Source organism: Sphingomonas sp., assembly GCF_964263785.1.
Lineage (GTDB): Bacteria > Pseudomonadota > Alphaproteobacteria > Sphingomonadales > Sphingomonadaceae > Sphingomonas.
Genome location: NZ_CAXVWL010000095.1, coordinates 1 through 17,318 on the forward strand (window position 1 = coordinate 1; position 17,318 = coordinate 17,318).

General features: G+C 68.7%; 17 protein-coding genes. 10 read left to right on the forward strand and 7 right to left on the reverse strand.

Translation table 11 applies throughout. The annotated features are described in order from the left end of the window. From ACE5C1_RS12720 to ACE5C1_RS12730, 3 genes are all read left to right on the forward strand, one after another. Nucleotides 1–629, forward strand: a 629-nt coding sequence (locus ACE5C1_RS12720) for an SDR family NAD(P)-dependent oxidoreductase (protein ID WP_374944446.1), incomplete at its 5' end; no start/stop codon positions are given. Further along, on the forward strand, nucleotides 629–1,063 hold the full coding sequence (locus ACE5C1_RS12725) for an acyl-CoA thioesterase (RefSeq protein WP_374944447.1): 435 nt from the start codon (nucleotides 629–631) through the stop codon (nucleotides 1,061–1,063). The genes ACE5C1_RS12720 and ACE5C1_RS12725, both read left to right, overlap by 1 nt. Beyond that, complete coding sequence (locus ACE5C1_RS12730) at nucleotides 1,064–1,849, forward strand: hypothetical protein (protein WP_374944448.1); 786 nt, start codon at nucleotides 1,064–1,066, stop codon at nucleotides 1,847–1,849. Between the two features lie 30 nt (nucleotides 1,850–1,879). Here the strand turns inward: ACE5C1_RS12730 and ACE5C1_RS12735 are convergent, their stop codons facing one another. The 6 genes from ACE5C1_RS12735 to hflK form a co-directional block, all read right to left on the reverse strand. Then, on the reverse strand, nucleotides 1,880–3,109 hold the full coding sequence (locus ACE5C1_RS12735; RefSeq protein ID WP_374944449.1) for a M20 family metallopeptidase: 1,230 nt from the start codon (nucleotides 3,107–3,109) through the stop codon (nucleotides 1,880–1,882). Nucleotides 3,110–3,177: 68 nt separating this feature from the next. After that, the gene (locus ACE5C1_RS12740) at nucleotides 3,178–4,974 is read right to left on the reverse strand and encodes a DUF262 domain-containing protein (RefSeq protein WP_374944450.1); all 1,797 of its coding nucleotides are present in this window, start codon (nucleotides 4,972–4,974) and stop codon (nucleotides 3,178–3,180) included. 92 nt (nucleotides 4,975–5,066) lie between these two features. Continuing rightward, nucleotides 5,067–6,698 (reverse strand): helicase HerA-like domain-containing protein, encoded by a 1,632-nt coding sequence (locus ACE5C1_RS12745; protein WP_374944451.1) that lies wholly within the window; start codon nucleotides 6,696–6,698, stop codon nucleotides 5,067–5,069. 90 nt (nucleotides 6,699–6,788) lie between these two features. Continuing rightward, on the reverse strand, nucleotides 6,789–8,324 hold the full coding sequence (locus ACE5C1_RS12750) for a Do family serine endopeptidase (RefSeq protein WP_374944452.1): 1,536 nt from the start codon (nucleotides 8,322–8,324) through the stop codon (nucleotides 6,789–6,791). A gap of 235 nt (nucleotides 8,325–8,559) precedes the next feature. After that, nucleotides 8,560–9,414, reverse strand: coding sequence for a protease modulator HflC (gene hflC / locus ACE5C1_RS12755; protein ID WP_374944473.1), 855 nt, complete (start codon nucleotides 9,412–9,414; stop codon nucleotides 8,560–8,562). 2 nt (nucleotides 9,415–9,416) lie between these two features. Next, nucleotides 9,417–10,514, reverse strand: coding sequence for a protease modulator HflK (hflK, locus tag ACE5C1_RS12760; protein WP_374944453.1), 1,098 nt, complete (start codon nucleotides 10,512–10,514; stop codon nucleotides 9,417–9,419). Nucleotides 10,515–10,586: 72 nt separating this feature from the next. Between hflK and ACE5C1_RS12765 the strand changes: the two genes are divergently transcribed. The 5 genes from ACE5C1_RS12765 to ACE5C1_RS12785 all read left to right on the forward strand — a co-directional run bounded on the left by ACE5C1_RS12765 (nucleotide 10,587) and on the right by ACE5C1_RS12785 (nucleotide 13,190). Then, complete coding sequence (locus tag ACE5C1_RS12765) at nucleotides 10,587–11,537, forward strand: Mrp/NBP35 family ATP-binding protein (RefSeq protein WP_374944454.1); 951 nt, start codon at nucleotides 10,587–10,589, stop codon at nucleotides 11,535–11,537. An 80-nt stretch (nucleotides 11,538–11,617) separates the two neighbouring features. Continuing rightward, nucleotides 11,618–12,049 (forward strand): CoA-binding protein, encoded by a 432-nt coding sequence (locus ACE5C1_RS12770; protein WP_374944455.1) that lies wholly within the window; start codon nucleotides 11,618–11,620, stop codon nucleotides 12,047–12,049. A 74-nt stretch (nucleotides 12,050–12,123) separates the two neighbouring features. Beyond that, a complete protein-coding gene (locus tag ACE5C1_RS12775; protein WP_374944456.1) occupies nucleotides 12,124–12,405 on the forward strand; it encodes a hypothetical protein in 282 nt (93 codons plus the stop codon). 63 nt (nucleotides 12,406–12,468) lie between these two features. Continuing rightward, nucleotides 12,469–12,807, forward strand: coding sequence for a hypothetical protein (locus ACE5C1_RS12780; protein WP_374944457.1), 339 nt, complete (start codon nucleotides 12,469–12,471; stop codon nucleotides 12,805–12,807). Further along, nucleotides 12,804–13,190, forward strand: coding sequence for a hypothetical protein (locus ACE5C1_RS12785; RefSeq protein ID WP_374944458.1), 387 nt, complete (start codon nucleotides 12,804–12,806; stop codon nucleotides 13,188–13,190). The genes ACE5C1_RS12780 and ACE5C1_RS12785 overlap by 4 nt, the downstream gene beginning before the upstream one ends. 33 nt (nucleotides 13,191–13,223) lie before the next feature. On the opposite strand, the gene ACE5C1_RS12790 is transcribed toward ACE5C1_RS12785, so the two are convergent. Then, the gene (locus ACE5C1_RS12790) at nucleotides 13,224–14,513 is read right to left on the reverse strand and encodes a homoserine dehydrogenase (RefSeq protein ID WP_374944459.1); all 1,290 of its coding nucleotides are present in this window, start codon (nucleotides 14,511–14,513) and stop codon (nucleotides 13,224–13,226) included. A 128-nt stretch (nucleotides 14,514–14,641) separates the two neighbouring features. Here ACE5C1_RS12790 and ACE5C1_RS12795 point away from each other — a divergent pair, with 128 nt between their 5' ends. Together ACE5C1_RS12795 and ACE5C1_RS12800 are read left to right on the forward strand one after the other, a co-directional pair. Next, nucleotides 14,642–15,202, forward strand: a complete 561-nt coding sequence (locus tag ACE5C1_RS12795) for an exonuclease domain-containing protein (RefSeq protein ID WP_374944460.1) — start codon at nucleotides 14,642–14,644, stop codon at nucleotides 15,200–15,202. Between the two features lie 32 nt (nucleotides 15,203–15,234). Then, nucleotides 15,235–17,208, forward strand: a complete 1,974-nt coding sequence (locus tag ACE5C1_RS12800; protein WP_374944461.1) for an OPT family oligopeptide transporter — start codon at nucleotides 15,235–15,237, stop codon at nucleotides 17,206–17,208. Nucleotides 17,209–17,318: the final 110 nt, after the last annotated feature.

Genomic DNA, 17,318 nt, shown 5'->3' on the forward strand with positions numbered 1-17,318 from the left:
TCGCGGCCGAGCTCGGCGCGCGCTGGGTGCAGGCGGACGTCCGCGAGGAGGAGCAGGTGCAGGCCGCCGTGGACCTGGCGGCCGACGCGGAGGGCGGGCTGCGGATCTGCGTGGTCTGCGCCGGCACGGGCTGGGCCCAGAAGATCGCGAACGCGAAGGGTCCCCACCCGCTCATGCCGTTCGAGACGATCGTCCAGATCAACCTCATCGGCACCTTCAACGCCTGGCGCCTGGCGGCCGCGACGATGATCGCGAACGCGCCGGACGCGCAGGACGAGCGCGGCGTCCTCGTCGGCACGGCGTCCGTCGCCGCCTACGACGGCCAGATCGGCCAGGTCGCCTACTCGGCGTCGAAGGGCGCGGTGGTCGGCATGACCCTGCCCGTCGCCCGCGACCTCGCGCAGTACGGCATCCGCGTGAACACGATCGCCCCCGGCCTGTTCGACACCCCGCTGCTCGCGGCCCTGCCCGAGGAGGCGCGCGAGTCGCTCGGCAAGTCCGTGCCGTTCCCGCCGCGGCTCGGCCGGCCTGCGGAGTACGCCCAGCTCGCCCAGCAGATGATCGAGAACCAGATGCTCAACGGCACGGTCGTGCGCCTCGACGGCGCCATCCGCATGGGACCGCGCTGATGCCGCGGCCCGAAGCCTGGCGGCTTGATCCCGCCACCTATGTCCACGACGCGGTGGTCCCGACGCGATTCCAGGACCTCGATCCGCTCGGGCACATCAACAACGTCGCGATGGGCGCGCTGTTCGAGACCGCGCGGGTGCGCTTCAATCACGCGCTGGGCCTGATGCGCTTTCGCGGCCACCGCTGGCTCGTCGCGCAGGTGAAGATCGATTATCTGTCGGAAGGGCATCACCCGAGCGACCTCGTCATCCGCTCGGGCATCGGCGACATCGGCACGCGCAGCTGGTGCATCCTCGCCGCCGCCTTCCACGACGGCGAGCCGGTCGCGACCTGCGACGTCGTGCTGGTGATGGAACGCAAGCAGGACGCGAGCAGCCTGCCCGCGGAGTTCCGGGAGGCGCTGGAACGGTTCCGGGTAAAAGCCGTGGCGTAGATGATCCTTGCCGTATCGCAGATGCTGGCCGCCGCGACCGCAGCCTGTTCGCCAGTGCCCGGAGCCGACGCCGTCCTTGCGCGGGCACAAACTCGGTGGCTGATCCTCGGCGAGATGCACGGTACCGCCGAAATGCCCCGTGCGTTGACCGATCTCGCCTGCGCGGCGGCGGCGCAACGCAGGCCGGTCGTCGTCGCGGTGGAGCAGACCGTCGACAACCAGCCGCTGCTCGACGCCTTCCTGGCGTCCAACGGCAAGCCCGCCGCGCGCGCGGCGTTCCTGCGTGCGCCGATGTGGCATACCAAGTTCAAGGACGGGCGCTCCAGCACGGCAATGCTCGCCATGTTCGAGCGTCTGCGGGCGATGCGCCAGGCTGGGCAGATCGCGCGCGTCGTCGCGTTCGATCCCGTCGTGTCGAGCGGCTCGGCGGATCGCAACGCGCGGATGGCAGCCAATCTCGTACGTGTCGATCCGGGCGTGCGCGGGATCGTGCTGACCCTCGTCGGCGGGCTCCATGCGCAAAAGAGCATGCTGACCTTCGGCGGGCAGACCTACCCCGCGGCGGCATCGCTGTTGCCCGGCGACCGGACGGTCAGCTTGATGATGATCGGGGACGCCGGCACGGCATGGGTCTGCTACGACACCTGCGGTGCGCAGCCGATCGGTTCGGCAAGGACCCAGACCCGCGGCATCCGCATGCAACGCGATGCCGGCGTGCCTTTCGATGGCATCTTCGATCTGGGCGAGACGACGACGTCGTCTCCTCCCGTCGTTGCGGCAGACTGAGACGCGGGGACAAGGGGTGCCACCGGTTCGCTAGTCGAACTCGCGCTCCAGGAAGTGTTCGGCCATAGCACAGTGCAGCGCGATGCCGCGCGCCATCACCGCTTCATCGATCGTCATCCCGGTGTTGTGGAGCGGCGGGTTGGTGGCCGGATCCGTGCCTTCGGGCGCGACGCCCAGGAAGGCCATCGCACCCGGCACGTCGCGCAGCACGTAGCTGAAGTCCTCGCCGCCCATCATTGGCGCGCGCATGGTCCGGTACGCACCCTCGCCCGCGAGCCGTTCGGTGCACGCCTCGATCAGACCGATCGCGCGCGGGTCGTTCATCGTCACCGGATAACCGTCGTCGATCCACGCCTTGGCGGTCGCACCGTGCGCCGCGGCGATGTTCGTCACGATCCGCTCGAAGGCGGCGAACATCAACGCGCGCGTCGGTTCGGACAGGGTCCTGAGCGTACCGAGCAGTTCGGCGGTGTCGGGAACGATGTTGTGCGCGCCGCCGTCGGCACGGATCGCGGTGATCGACAGCACTGCGGGGTCCTGCACCGGCACCCGCCGCGCGATGAAGGTCTGGAGCGCGGTGACGATCTCGCACGCGATCGGGATCGGATCGATATTCTCGTGCGGCATCGCGGCATGGCCGCCGCGCCCCACGACCCGCGCGTGGACGGTGTTGGCCGAGGCGAGCAGCGGCCCGGCACGGCTCACCACGGTGCCGCCGGGCATGTTGGGCGAGATGTGCAGCGCGAACGCCGCCTCGGGCCGCGCCACGTCGAGCAGCCCGTCCTCCATCATGAAGCGCGCGCCGTGATGCCCCTCTTCCCCCGGCTGGAACATGAAGACGACCGTGCCGGGCAAGCTGTCCCGGCGCGCACACAGCGCCTTGGCCGCGCCGACGAGCATCGCAGTATGCGAATCGTGCCCGCATGCATGCATCGCCCCCGCCGTGCGCGAGGCGAAGGGAAGTCCCGTCTCCTCGGTCATCGGCAGCGCATCCATGTCGCCGCGCAGCAGCACGGTACGGCCGTTGTCGCCCATCCCGTTGCGCCCGCCACGCAGGATGGCGACGAAGCCCGTGGTCGACGTGCTGTCGTGAATCTCGAGCGGCAACCCGGCAAGCGCGGCCTTTGCCTTCTGCGTCGTGCGCGGGCAATGCAGCCCGATCTCTGGATCGGCGTGGATTGCGCGGCGCAAGGTGATGGTGTCGGACAGCTGGGCCTCGCCGATGGAGGTCCAGTCTGTGATCGTGTCGCTCAGCAGCATGACGGGGCTCTCATTGTGCGGACAAGCCCGCAGCTTAGGCGCTGCAACCGCCCGATGAAAGCCGTAGCTCAGGCCGGCACTCCCCAGACCTCCAGCGCGCGGTCCGCCAGCCATGTCTGACGCTGCTCGATGGCATCGGTCGTCCACTGCGCTGCCGGATCGAGCCGCTTCATCGCGCGCGTGATCTGGTCGTTGACCCCGACCTTCAGCAGCACCGCTTGGCAGCGCGCAAACAGGAACTGCGAAGTCGGATACGCCTCGGTCTTCTCGGAATAGGCCGCATTGCCGATCGCGCGGTTGATCGAACGCTCCAGCCACAACAGATTACCCAAGCTCTCGATCCACTCCTCGTCGCCGGCGTCATCGCCGAATTCGGCCTGCGCGTCGCTGTTCGCATTGCGCGACAGGATGTGCTCGATGTCGTTCGCGGTATCCAGATACGGTCCCGGTCCGGCGCGGCCTTCGGGGCCATAGGCGTCGACATCGACGTGCTGCGTGATCTTGGCGAACAGGTATTTCAATCGGAACTTGCGCAAATCCCAACTATACATCTCGCTCAACTTGTCGTGGAAAGCGGTCTTGCGCTTCCTCTTCTCGGCAACGAACACCGACTGCTCGAACGGGTCGAAGGCGCGAATATCGGTGACGCCGCGCAGCGTTCGTGCCGCCAGCGCGATCGACCGCTCATATTCCTTGGCGGGCACGCCGGCGATCAGCCAGACGAACATCATCTCCTCGAGCCCGCAGGCCAGCCGGCTGAACAATACGGGAGGGAGATGGCGTCCGGCGAGCAGCAGGACGAAGTGCTGCTTGATCGCGCCGCCGCCCAGCGAACGGGTGTTGACGATGCCGTGTTCGATCCGTCCGGCCGGTGCCTTGCCCTCCACGAAGTTGCGATAGGCCGCAGCCGCTTCGTTCAGATGCTTGACGAAGCCGATCGGGTCGCCGGTGTGGCCGGTCTGATGGACATTCTGGCCAAGCCAATTATAGATTTCTTCCTCGCGCAACTTGGCATCGACGTCGTAACTCGCCATCAGAAAGTAGCGCAGGAACCGCAAAGGCTTTTCGCGCGCCGCATAGATCGATTGCGTCACCTGTTTCCAGATGTCCTTCAGCTTGACGAAATCGGCAGGCTTGGCACTCATGAACAACAAGTTCTTCAACAGGTCCATCGCGTCCAGACCGACGCCGCGATCGTTGATCGTCTCGAAGATCTTCAGCGCACGGCTGACGCTTGGCGTCTGGATGCGGATCAGTTTTACCTTGTTGATGAAATAGCCATAGAAGCGCTGCACGCCGTTCGCATCGTCGGGGAAGGTCGTGGTCAGGAACTCGCTTACCGCGTCATAGGCGTTCGCGAGATTGCGGATCGACCGAGTGCCGACGCTGCCCGGCGCTGCGGTACCATGCCCATAGATTTCGAGCGCGTCCTTGGCATCGTCATACTGCAGGTCCAGGCGCAGGCGATCGGTACTCTCGCCCTGCCAATCGACGCTGCTGCTGAATATCTGCGCCTTCAGCGTGTCGGGAACCGAGGCTCCAGCAGCGGTGAGCACGTCCCGTATGGCGCACAGCACCAGGAATGCGGTCGTGGTACGCTGTTGCCCGTCGATGAGATCGAACACGCCATCTCCACCGGGACAGACGACGATGGTGCCGATGAAATATTCGGGCGCGTCCTGCCCGGTTGCAAGCTCGAACTCCGAATGGATGTCGCGCAGGAACTGCTCAACTTCGTCGCCGCGCTCGCCCTTGGCATCGGGTTCGCCCCAAACATATTCGCGCTGGTAGTCGGGCACCCGGTAAAAGGCTTGAAACACTTCGGCCAGGCTGAGGTCCTGCGAGATGATGGATTGCGCTGTCATTCAGGACCCTTTGCCTCACCGATGGCGAAGACAGGCAGCTAGACGACGCGCGCTGTTTGCGCCCGCGCGAAAACATCCGTTCTGGCAGCGATCTACCGCCCCCGGAACAGGGTGCCCAGGACGCTGCGCGCGATCGTACTCACCAGGCCGCCCGCCGACGACGACCGACCCCTTCGCGTGCCGCCGAACACCTGCTTGCCGATTTCGTTCGCCACCTGCCGCCCGATCGACGACGACGCGGCGCGTGTGGCCGAGGTCGCCATCTGCGTCCAGGGCGAAGCCTTCGCGACACGGTCCGCCTCGCGCCGATCCGCCGCCCGCTGCCGCTCGGCATCGCGCGCGGCCTTCGCGTCCGCCTTGGCCCGCGCCGCTTCGACCTTCTCGGCGTCGGTCGCCGCCTTTGCCTCGGCAGCAGCCGCGCTCGCCTCGGCGGTCCTGGCCGCGAGCATCTCCTCCGCCGATTCACGGTCCACCGCCACGTCGTATTTGTCCCCGATCGCATCGGTCTCGATCAGCGTGCGGCGTTCCTCCGCGCTCACCGGTCCGACGCGGCTCGCGGGCGGCGCGATCAGGGTGCGTTCGACCGGGGAGGGCGAGCCGTCTGGCTGGAGCAGCGACACCAGCGCCTCGCCGACCTTCAGCTCGGTGATCGCGGTCGCGACATCGAGGCCGGGATTGGCGCGGAACGTTTGCGCCGCAGCACGCACCGCCGCCTGATCGCACGGGGTGAAGGCGCGCAGCGCGTGCTGGACGCGGTTGCCGAGCTGCCCCGCCACCGTGTCGGGAATGTCGACCGGGTTCTGGGTGATGAAATACACGCCCACGCCCTTGGATCGGATCAGCCGCACCACCTGTTGGATCTTCTCGAGCAACGCGGGCGGGGCGTCACCGAACAGCAGGTGCGCCTCGTCGAAAAAGAAGCACAGGGTCGGCTGGTCGGGATCGCCGATCTCGGGAAGGTGCTCGAACAGCTCGCTCAGCAGCCACAGCAGGAACGTCGAATACAGCTTGGGGCTCTGCATGAGCTTGTCGGCGGCGAGGATGTTGACGATGCCGCGCCCCTTGTCGTCGCGCACCAGGAAATCGTCGAGATCGAGCGCGGGCTCGCCGAAGATATGCTCCGCACCCTGCGAACGCAGCTGCAGCAACCCGCGCTGGATCGCGCCGATCGATTGCTTCGACACGTTGCCGTAGGTCGTCGTCAGCTCCGCCGCTCGCCCCGCGCAATGGCTCAGCATCGCCTGCAGATCGTCGAGGTCGAGCAGCAGCAGCCCTTCTGCGTCGGCGACGTGGAAGGCGATGGTCAGCACGCCCTCCTGAACCGCGTTCAGGTCCATCAGCCGAGCCAGCAGCAGCGGCCCCATCTCGCTCACCGTGGTGCGAATCGGATGCCCGCTCTGGCCGAACAGGTCCCAGAATTGCACGGGCGTATCGCGGTAGGTCCACGCCATATCGCCGATCTCGGCGGCGCGCCCGGCGAACGCGTCGTGGGTTTTCGCGGTCGGCGATCCCGCCATCGCCAGCCCCGACAGATCCCCCTTCACGTCGGCGACGAAGCACGGCACCCCCGCCGCGCTGAACCCCTCGACGATCGTCTGCAGCGTCACCGTCTTGCCGGTCCCGGTCGCGCCCGCAATCAGGCCGTGGCGATTGGCCCGTTTGAGCGTCAGTGCCTGCGGGTTCGCACCCCCCGGACCGCTCCCGATGATAATGCCGTCCGCCATGTGCCGCCCTCGCCCGTTCGGCCGGAGCATGCCGCGGGGCGGCCGGACACGCAATCTCCCCTCCCGGTTCAGGAGGGGAGATCGGTTGTCTTACTTGCGGATCTTGACGGCCACCGCCGCATTCACACGCGCACGCTGGATCGACAGCACCACCTGATCGCGACCCTGCGTCCGCGCCGCGCCGACTGCGGCGTTCAGGCCCGCGGCGGTGCGCACCGGCGCAAAGTTCACCGCGGTGATGACATCGCCGCGCTTGAGCTTCTGCCCGGCATCCGTCGCCGCGTCGACGGTCGCCACGACGACCCCCGTCACCGTCGAATCGACCCCGATCGACCGCGCGATCTGCGGAGTCAGCGGGACGACCTGGAGCCCGAGCGGGTTTGCCGCAGGCTGGGTCGGCGTCGCGGTACCGTCGTCGTCGGGCAGGCCGTCGGTGCTGTCGTCGCCGCCGGTCAGCGCCGCCATCTGGTCCTCGCTGGGACGGGTGCCGACCACTGCGGTGATCGTCTGCGGCTTGCCGTCGCGGATCACGTCCAGCCGCGCCTGCCCGCCGGGCGCCACATTGGCGACCAGGCGGCTGAGCGTGGTATCGGGGTTCACCTCGGTGCCGTTGACCCGCACGACGACGTCGCCGGCCTTCAGCCCCGCCTTGGCCGCGGCCTCGCCCGGCTCGACGCGGCTGATCAGCTCGCCGCGATCCTTGGGCAGCCCCAATGCCGCCGCGATATCGTCGTCGACCGGCTGGATGCCGACCCCCAGATAGCCGCGCTTGATCGCGCCGCCCTTCATCAGCGTATCGATGACCGGCTTGGCGTCCTCGGCGGGAATGGCGAAGCCGATCCCGATGTTGCCGCCCGACTGCGAGAAGATCTGGCTGTTGATGCCGATCACGTCGCCTTGCAGGTTGAACATCGGGCCGCCCGAATTGCCCTGGTTGATCGACGCATCGGTCTGGATGAACCGGTCCGCCGCACCGCCGCCGGTGACGCGGTGGAGCGCCGAGACGATGCCCGCTGTCACGGTGCCGCCCAGCCCGAACGGATTGCCGATCGCGACCACCCAGTCGCCGACGCGCGCGCGCGTCGAATCGCCGAAGCGCACGAACGGCAGGCCGGTCGCGTTGATCTTGAGCAGCGCCAGGTCGGACGTCGCGTCGCGGCCGATGACCTTGGCGACATATTCCTTGCGGTCGGGGAGGATCACCGTGATCGAATCGACGCTCGCGCCGCGCGCGCCCGGCGCGATCACGTGGTTGTTGGTGACGACATAGCCGTCGGCCGAGATGATGAAGCCCGACCCCAGCGACTGGCCCTGCCGCTTGATCGGCGGACCGCCCTGCTGCCCGCCGAACTGGCCGAACAGTTCGCCGAGCGGCGACCCGGCGAACGGATTGGCCTGCGCCTGCTGGACGATCGTCTGCTTCGTCGAGATGTTGACGACGGCAGGCTGGAGCTTGGCGACCAGGTCGGCGAACGATCCGGGTGCCCCTGCGCGCGGCACCACCGTCTGCATCTGGACGGGATCGTTCTGCGCGGTCTGGCCCGCGAGCCCGTTGGGCTGGAGGGCGAGGCTGGCGGTCGCGCCGCCGAGCAGCAGCGCACCCGTGATGGCGTAGGCGTAACGCACTCTTGATATTCCTCTCGTTCGGACATCCCGGTTCGCACCGTTCATCGCGGAGCCAGCCTGAACGCCATTTGAATAACGGTTGCGCCGGATATGGGAGAGCGCTTCGCGGTTCCCAAGGGGTCGATCGCCTTTTCGGTTACGCTATTCCCCCTCCCCCGATCGTGCTGAGCGAAGTCGAAGCACCGGTGCTTGGCATGCCCTTCGACTACGCTCAGGGCGAACGGAGTCGGAGGCTCTACCGCCCCCGCCCCTCGAATTCCCTGAGATACGAGTTGTTCGGCGACAGCACGAAGCTGGTCGATCCCGCGCCTTCGGCGTTGCCACGGCCGAAGGTGTAATTGTACGACTGCATCGCGCGATAGAAATCGTAGAAGTCGGCGTCCTTGTTGAAGCTCTGCGCATAGATGTTCGCCGCTTGCGCATCCGCGTCGGCGCGAATGATCGCGCCGCGCCGCTGGCCTTCGGACGAGATCGTGATCGCTTCCTGCTGCCGCGCGGTCTGCATGCGCGCGAGCGTGCTGGCGAGCGGCGTGCCGGTCGGCAGCTCGGCCTGCTTGATCCGCACGTCGACGATCTCGACACCATAGCGCCGCGCGCGCAGGTCCAGCCCACGCTGGATCGCATTCATCACCAGCCCGCGCTCCGCCGACAGCAATTCGGTCAGCCGCACCTTGCCCAGCTCGTTCCTGAGCGTCGATCCGAACAGCGGCCGCAACTGGTTGGCGACGCCGTCCTCGCTGCCCGCGGTCGCCAGCATCAGTCGCGGATCGACCACCCGGAAACGCGCAAACGCATCGACGTTGAGCCGCTGCTGGTCGGTCGACAGGACCGGGGTGTTCTCCAGGTCGAGGTCGAGCACCCGCTTGTCGACATAGACGATGCGGTCGAAGAACGGGATGCGCGCGATCAGCCCGGCGCCGGTCGCGCCCAGCCGCTCGCCCGGTTGGTAACGGTTGACGTCGCGGTAGGGCTGCTCGAGCCGGTAGACCACCGCCTGCTGCGTCTCGGGCACGATGGCGAAGGTCGCCGCGGCCAGGATCACCAGGATCAGCGCCGCGACGGCGCCGACGATCGGGTTGCGCCAGGACAGGTTCACTGTGCGCCCCCCGCTGCGGGCGCGGCAGTCACGGCGGGTACCGCATCGGGCAAGCGCTTCGACTGGGTCAGCGGCAGATAGGGTACCACCCCGCCCTGCTCGACCACGGTCTTGTCGCTGCGTGCCAGCACCTTTTCCATCGTCTCGTAATACATGCGGCGGCGCGTCACCTCGGGCGCCAGCTTGTACTGGGCATAGACCCGGTCGAACGCGCCCGCTTCGCCCTGCGCCTTGGCGACCACCTGCTGCGCATAGGAGCGCGCGCGGTTCACTTCGCCGACGGCTTCCTGCTGCGCCACGGTCACCTTGTTGAAATCCTCGACGATCTGCTGCGGCGCGGCGGCGCGATTGATCGACACGCCCTGGATGCGCACGCCCGCGCGGTAACTGTTGAGCAGCGCCTGGGTCTGTTCGGCGACCCGGCTCTCGATCGTCGTGCGCCCCGAACCCAGCGCCTGATTGAGCGTGGTCGTCGCGATCACCGCGCGCATCGCGCTTTCGGCCGCGGCGCGCACGGTTTCCTCGGGCCTCGCGAGCTGGAACGCGTAATCCTTGGGATCGGCGATGTTCCACTGCACCGAATAGGTCAGGTCGACGATGTTCTGGTCGCCGGTCAGCGTCAGGTTGACGCCGTCGCCGCGCGGGAAGTTCTCTGTCCTCGCACCGCTCACGTCGTATTTCCGCACGCTTGCGATCGGCGCGGGCGGGGTCAGCTGGATGCCCGGCGCCAGCGTCCCCGCATAGCGCCCGAAATAGGTGACGACGCCGCGCTCGCGCGGGCCGATCTGGTGGAACGAGGTCGCCACCAGCCATATCGCGACAAGAACCGCGGTGCCGATCCCCCACAACGCACGCGGATTGATCGGGGTCGGCAAGCCACCCAAACCGCCGCCCGGCCCACCGTCGCCGCCGCGGGTGCGCTTGAGGAACTCGTCGAGTGCCGACGATTTGCCCGGCAGCTTGCGCCCACCCGGCGGCTGCGCCCACGGGTTGCGCGGGCCACCGCCGCCCTCATTACCGTTGCTCCACGGCCCCTTGGGCGCATCGGCCGAGAGAATGGAGGGACGCGCGAACCAGCCCGGAACGATCTTCATAGACTCCGTTATAAGGGCGGCGCGGCGGAAAAACAGTGGCACGCGCGCGGATCGGTCCTATCTGCCGCGGCAATGATCGATCGCGACCTCCTCGCCCGCGCCGTCGCCGCCGTCGCCGGCCCGCGCGCCACCGTCCGCATCGAAGGCGCGCGTGTCGGCGTGGTCCTCGACGCGACCGGCATGACGCCGGACGAACGCGACGCTACCGAAGCCGCGATCCGCGCCGCCGCCACGCTACCGGGGGTCGGGGAAGTCCGCATCGTCGCCACCGCCGAGCGCACCAACCGCCGCATCGTTGCGATCGCCAGCGGCAAGGGCGGGGTCGGCAAGTCGACGCTCGCCGCCAACCTGGCGATCGCCCTGGCGCGCGCCGGCAAGCGGGTGGGGCTGGTCGATGCCGACATCTACGGCCCGTCGCAACCGCGGCTGATGCAGGTCGACGGCACGCGCCCCACCGCGCACGGCAAGGTACTCGATCCGGTCCCGACGCCGTATGGCGTGCCGCTGCTGTCGATGGGCCAGCTCGTCGAGCCCGGTCGCGCGCTGGCATGGCGCGGGCCGATGGCGGCGGGCGCGCTCACCCAGCTGGTCGAGGGCGCGTGGGGCGCCGCCGACACGCTGATCCTCGATCTGCCGCCGGGCACCGGCGACGTCCAACTGACGATGGTCCAGAAGCACCGCCCCACTGGCGCGGTGATCGTCTCCACGCCGCAGGATCTCGCGCTGATCGACGCCGCGCGCGCCTACGACCTGTTCGACAAGGCGGGCATCCCCGTCATCGGCTTGGTCGAGAACATGGCGGGCTATGCCTGCCCGCATTGCGGCGAAATCTCCGATCCCTTCGGCCGTGGCGGCGCGGAAGCCGAGGCGGCGCGGCTCGGCATCCCGTTTCTCGGCCGCGTGCCGCTGACCATCGCGATCCGCACCGCCTCCGACGCGGGCACGCCGCCCGCGGCGGAGGACGGGGACACGGTGTTCGCTCCCATTGCCGCGCAGTTGGCGGAATGGCTGGAGACGCACTGAACCGGCACGGTTGCAGCGCGTTCTCTCGTAAACCGTCACCCCAGCCTTCGCTGGGGTGACGGATGAGGAGGATACCGACCATGCCGCTGACATCCGACGCCGACATCAAGGCCCTCTTGGAATCCGCCCGCACCATCGCGATGATCGGCGCGTCGGACCGCCCCAACCGACCTTCCTACGGCGTCATGGCGATGCTCCAGCGTCACGGCTACCGCGTGATCCCGGTCAATCCGCAGATCACCGGCGAACACATCCACGGCGAGTTCGTCTTCCGCGAGCTGGCGCAGCTCGGCGACCGAATCGACATCGTGGACATCTTCCGCCGTTCCGAAGCCGCGGGCGAAGCGGTGGACGAGGCCATCGCGATCGGCGCCAAGGCGGTGTGGATGCAATTGGGCGTCGTCGACGAAGCCGCCGCTGCGCGTGCCGAAGCGGCCGGCTTGAAGGTCGTCATGGACCGCTGCCCCGCGATCGACATCCCGCGACTGGGCATCGAGCGGATCGTCGCCTGAATCTCGGTAGACTAGGCAACTTGTCGCGCCGTTCGAAGGTTTAACCTCGTTACCAGACCAGGAGTTCGCCTGCGATGATCCTGCCCATCCTGCTTTCCGTCATCGCCGCACCACAGGCTTTGCCGAGGAATGCCGGCGCGATGATGACGACCGCCGCGCACCGGCTGGCGGCGACCTGCGACTCCGCCGATTGCGCTGCGCCGCCCGCCGCCGATCGCTATCGCGTCGCATCCGACGATGCCGCCGCGACCACGTCCAAGGACCGTGCGATCCGCGATGACGGCACCCGCTGCAACGTCGTCGGCGCGCGGCGCTGCACCAGCAGCGGCGCGACGATACTCACCTCTCGCCGGTAGCTTCGCAGTTCGGCCACAATCGTCCCGCACGCTTCGGTCGACCCGCCGACAAGAGGACGCGCCATGCTCCCGTTGCTGATGCTGATCGCTGCGCCGGACGACGCGCTTCTCGCGATCGCCCGCGAAAGGCTGGCGGCGGAGCGACGCTGCACGGTCGACGCCGATTCGACCGACATCACCGTCTGCGGCCTGCGCCAGGCCGATCGGTTTCGCGTGCCCTTCGTCGTGCACGACCCGGGCGACCCGCGCTACGAGACCGTCGCCGCCGAGCGCGCCCGGCTGCAGGCGCCGACCAATCCGGTGCGCGAGCTCAGCCCGTTTCTGGTGGGCGGTGGCATGGCAGGCGTTTCGGTCGGCATCGGCTCCGACGGATCGGTTACCGCGCGCAAGCCCGCTCAGTGATCGCCGCGCTTCTCCTGATCCAGGCGGTCCCGGCGCGCATGCCCATCGACCCGCCGACGCAGGCCGCTCCGGAGCGTAGCTGGTCGATCAAAACCGACCCTTATGCCCAAGCGCCCTACGCGACCGAACGATGCCCGGAAAACAGCAGCGACGTCGTCGTCTGCGCCCGCCCCAACGCCGAACTGCGCCTCCCCCTCCCCGCCGAACGCGGCCCGCCCGACGGTCCGCGCAAGTCGGTTGCGTATCTCGACGGCGCGCAAGGGCCGCAGGCCGCGCCTTGCGGGGCACAGCAGAAGGGCTGCACCACCGGCGTCGACCTGATCGGCGGCGCGAAGTTTCTCTACAAACTGGGCAAGAAGATCGCCGACCCGGACGGCGAATAGCTTTCTCCTTCCCCGCGATAGCGAGGAGGAGATTTACCCGAGAATATGCATCAGCAGCGGCGCCCCCGCCAAACTCTGCGACCCGCGCAGCCGCTCCAGCGCCTGCGCCACACACCGCTCTGGCCCCTCGTGCGTCACGATCGCGACCAGCGCGCGCCCGTCTTCGGCCGCGCCGCGCTGGATCAGGCTCTCGATCGACACTCCCGCATCGCGCATTGCCGCTGCGATCTCCGCCAGCACTCCGACCCGGTCCTCGACCGCGAAGCGCAGGTAGGCGCGCCCGCGCCGCTCGCCCGCGTCCGCCGCCTTCGCCTCGGTCAAGGCATCGGCGGGCATCGCGAAGGCGGGCGCGCGATCCCCGCGGGCGATGTCGATCAAATCCGCGACCACCGCGCTCGCGGTCGGCCCGGCGCCCGCGCCCGCGCCCTGGAACAGCAGCCGTCCCGCAAAATCCGCATCCGCGACGACCGCGTTGGTCGATCCCGTGACATGCGCCAGCGGATGGTCGACCGGCACCAGGCACGGATGCACCCGCTGGAACAATCCCGCCGCGCCGTGCTCCGCCACCCCGACCAGCCGGATGCGATAGCCGAGCGTCGCAGCCTCTGCGATGTCCGCCGCCAACACCGGCCGTATTCCATGCGTCGCCACATCGCCGAACGCGGGCCGAGTCCCGAATGCGATCGCTGCCAGGATCGCGAGCTTGTGCGCCGCGTCGACCCCGTCGATGTCGAAACTCGGATCGGCCTCGGCATAGCCCAGCGCCTGCGCCTCGCCGAGCACCTCGCCGAAGTCGCGCCCCTCGGCTTCCATCTTGCTCAGGATGAAATTGCACGTGCCGTTGAGGATGCCGTACACCCGCGAGATCGCATTGGCGGCGGCCCCCTCGCGCAGCCCCTTGACGACCGGCACCCCACCGGCGACCGCCGCCTCGAACTTCAGCGCCACGCCTGCGCCCTCGGCGGCGCGCGCCAGCTCCATCCCGTGATGCGCGAGCATCGCCTTGTTCGCGGTGACCAGCCCACGGCCCTTCGCTAAGGTCGCTCGCGCCAGCGCCAGTGCAGGCCCGTCCGACCCGCCGACCAGCTCGACGACGACGTCGACTTTGTCGTGAGCGGCCAGCGTCGTGGTGTCGTCGACCCAGCCGAAACGCGACAGATCGACTCCGCGGTCCTTCGCCCGGTCCCGCGCCGACACCGCGATCACTTCGATGGCGCGCCCCGCACGCCGCGCGATCAGCTCGCGGTGCGTGTCGAGCAGCGCGACGACACCCGCCCCGACCGTCCCCAGCCCCGCCAATGCCACCCGCAACGGTCGTGTCATGCCGTGTCCTCCGCTTCGGCGCCCGCCTAGCGGAGGGGATGCGCGCATGTCGAGCGTCTGCCTTTCACCCGGAGCGAGGGAAGGGTGAGGGTGACCGGCGCCATGCTTTGCAGCTATGGCGTTTTCCAATGCCGACCCCCACCCCCGATTTCGTCGTCATCGACGTCGAGACCGCCTGCGCGCGTTACAGCAGCATCTGCCAGATCAGCATCGTCGGCTTTACCGGCGGCCGCGAGACCTTCGCCTGGGAAACGCTCGTCGATCCCCGAGACGACTTCAGCCCATTCAACACCCGCATCCACGGCATCGCGGCGCATCACGTCAATGGAGCGCCAGCTTATGGCGAGGTCCACCACATCGTCGACGCGCACCTCGCCGGCCGCCTGACCGTCTCGCACTCCCCTTTCGACCGTCACGCCCTTGCTCACGCATGCGACGTCCACGACCGCGACACCATCACGACCCGCTGGCTCGACAGCGTCACCGTGGCGCGGCGCGCGTGGCCGGACCTGCCCAACCACAAGCTCGGCACCCTTGCCCGTCATCTGGGGCTGACCACCCACCGCCACCACGACGCGCTCAGCGACGCGCGCGCCGCCGGGCACGTCATCCTGCACGCGATCGAGCAGACCGGCATCGTGCTGGCCGACTGGCTCACACCCGTCCGCAGACGCAAGCGCGGCGATTGAGGGCCGCTTGCCGCTCGGCTAAGCTGGGCGGCATGACCGATACCCGTGCCACCGTCACGTCCTCGCCCAGGCGCGAACTCACCCTGCGCGGCATCGCGCTCGGCGGCGTCATCACCCTGCTGTTCACCGCCGCCAACGTCTATCTCGGCCTCAAGGTCGGACTGACCTTCGCGACCTCGATCCCCGCCGCGGTGATTTCGATGGCGATCCTGCGCTATCTGCCCGGCGCGACGATCCTGGAGAACAACATCGTCCAGACCGTCGCATCGGCCGCTGGCACGCTGGCGGCGATCATCTTCGTGCTCCCCGGCCTGGTGATGATCGGCTGGTGGCAGGGCTTTCCCTATCTGCTGACCGCCGGCGTCACCGCAACCGGCGGCATTCTGGGCGTGATGTTCTCGGTCCCCCTGCGCCGCGCGCTCGTCGTCGACTCGCCCCTTCCCTACCCCGAAGGCCGCGCCGCCGCCGAGGTGCTCAAGATCGGCGCAGGGTCGCGCGAGGGCGAGGAGGAGAGCGCCAGGGGCCTGCGCGTCATCGTCGTCAACGCGCTCGTCTCGGCTGGCTTCGCGGTCCTCGCGCAGACCAGGCTCGTCGTCGGCGAGGCCGCGCTCTGGTTCCGCACCGGCGCAGGTGCGACCGGCATCTCGGGCGGGCTGTCGTTCGCGCTGATCGGTGCGGGGCACCTAGTCGGCATCTCGGTCGGGCTGGCGATGTTCGCGGGCGTCGTCATCGGCTGGTGGATCGCGCTGCCAATCCTGACCGCGATGGCCCCTGCAGCTTTGATTTCCGGGGGCACCGTCGAAGCCTGGGCCAATGGCGTGTTCCGCAACGACGTCCGCTTCCTCGGCGCGGGCGTCATCGGCATTGCCGCGATCTGGACGCTCCTGAAGATCATCGGCCCCGTCGCCGCAGGAATTCGCTCGTCGATCGCCGCCTCGCGCCTGGCGCGCAGCGGCGCCGCCGTGGCGCTGGAGGAGCGCGACCTGCCGTTCGGCATCGTGGTTGCAGGCGCCCTCGCGGTGCTCGTCCCCATCGCCGCCTTGCTCTGGTCGGCGATCTCCGGCGGCGTGCTGGCAAGTTCGGCGCTGCCGCTGATCGCGGGCGCGCTCGTCTTCATCCTTGTCGCCGGCCTCGTGATCGCCGCGGTCTGCGGCTACATGGCGGGGCTGATCGGCGCGTCCAATTCGCCAGTCTCGGGCATCGGCATCCTGGCGATCCTCGCCTCGTCGCTGCTCCTCGTCGCGCTGTTCGGCCGCGACCAGCCCGCCGCGACCACCCAGGCGCTGGTCGCCTATGCGCTGATCGTCACCGGAATCGTCTTCGGGGTCGCGACGATCTCCAACGACAACCTCCAGGACCTGAAAACCGGCCAGCTCGTCGGCGCGACTCCGTGGAAGCAGCAGGTCGCCCTCGTCATCGGCGTCGTCTTCGGCAGCCTGGTGATTCCGCCCGTCCTCGACCTGCTCAACGGCACCTTGGGGTTTGCGGGCGCCCCCGGCGCCGGCCCCAACGCGCTCCCCGCGCCGCAAGCCGCGCTGATCTCGGCGCTGGCGAAGGGCGTGCTGGGCGGCGATCTCAACTGGTCGATGATCGGCATCGGCGCGGGCATCGGCGTTGCGGCGATCGCCGCCGACGAGCTGCTCGGCCGTGCCAACGTCATGCGCCTTCCCCCCTTGGGCGTCGGCCTCGGCATCTATCTGCCGATGGCGGTCACCCTCCCCGTCGTCGTCGGCGCGGCTGTCGGCTGGACCTACGACCGCTGGGCCCCGCGCGCGCCCGACCCGGAGCGCGCGATCCGCTTCGGCGTCCTCACCGCCACCGGCATGATCGTCGGTGAGAGTCTCTGGGGCGTCGCCTTTGCGGGCCTCGTCTACGCCACCGACAGCGACGCGCCGCTGGCGCTCGTCGGCGCGGAATTCGCACCGTATGCGCTGGGCGGCGGCACCCTCGTCTTTGCCGCACTGGTGGCGGGCTTGTACCGCTACACACGGCGCGCGGGCGTCTGACATGTCGCAACCATCCAATAATCGCGAGCCTGCCGTAGCGTAAAGGTCATAGCGAGAGGGCCGCCGCCCCCATGCACGCGCCGTTCAACGAGCGCGTCGGGAGGGCGAAC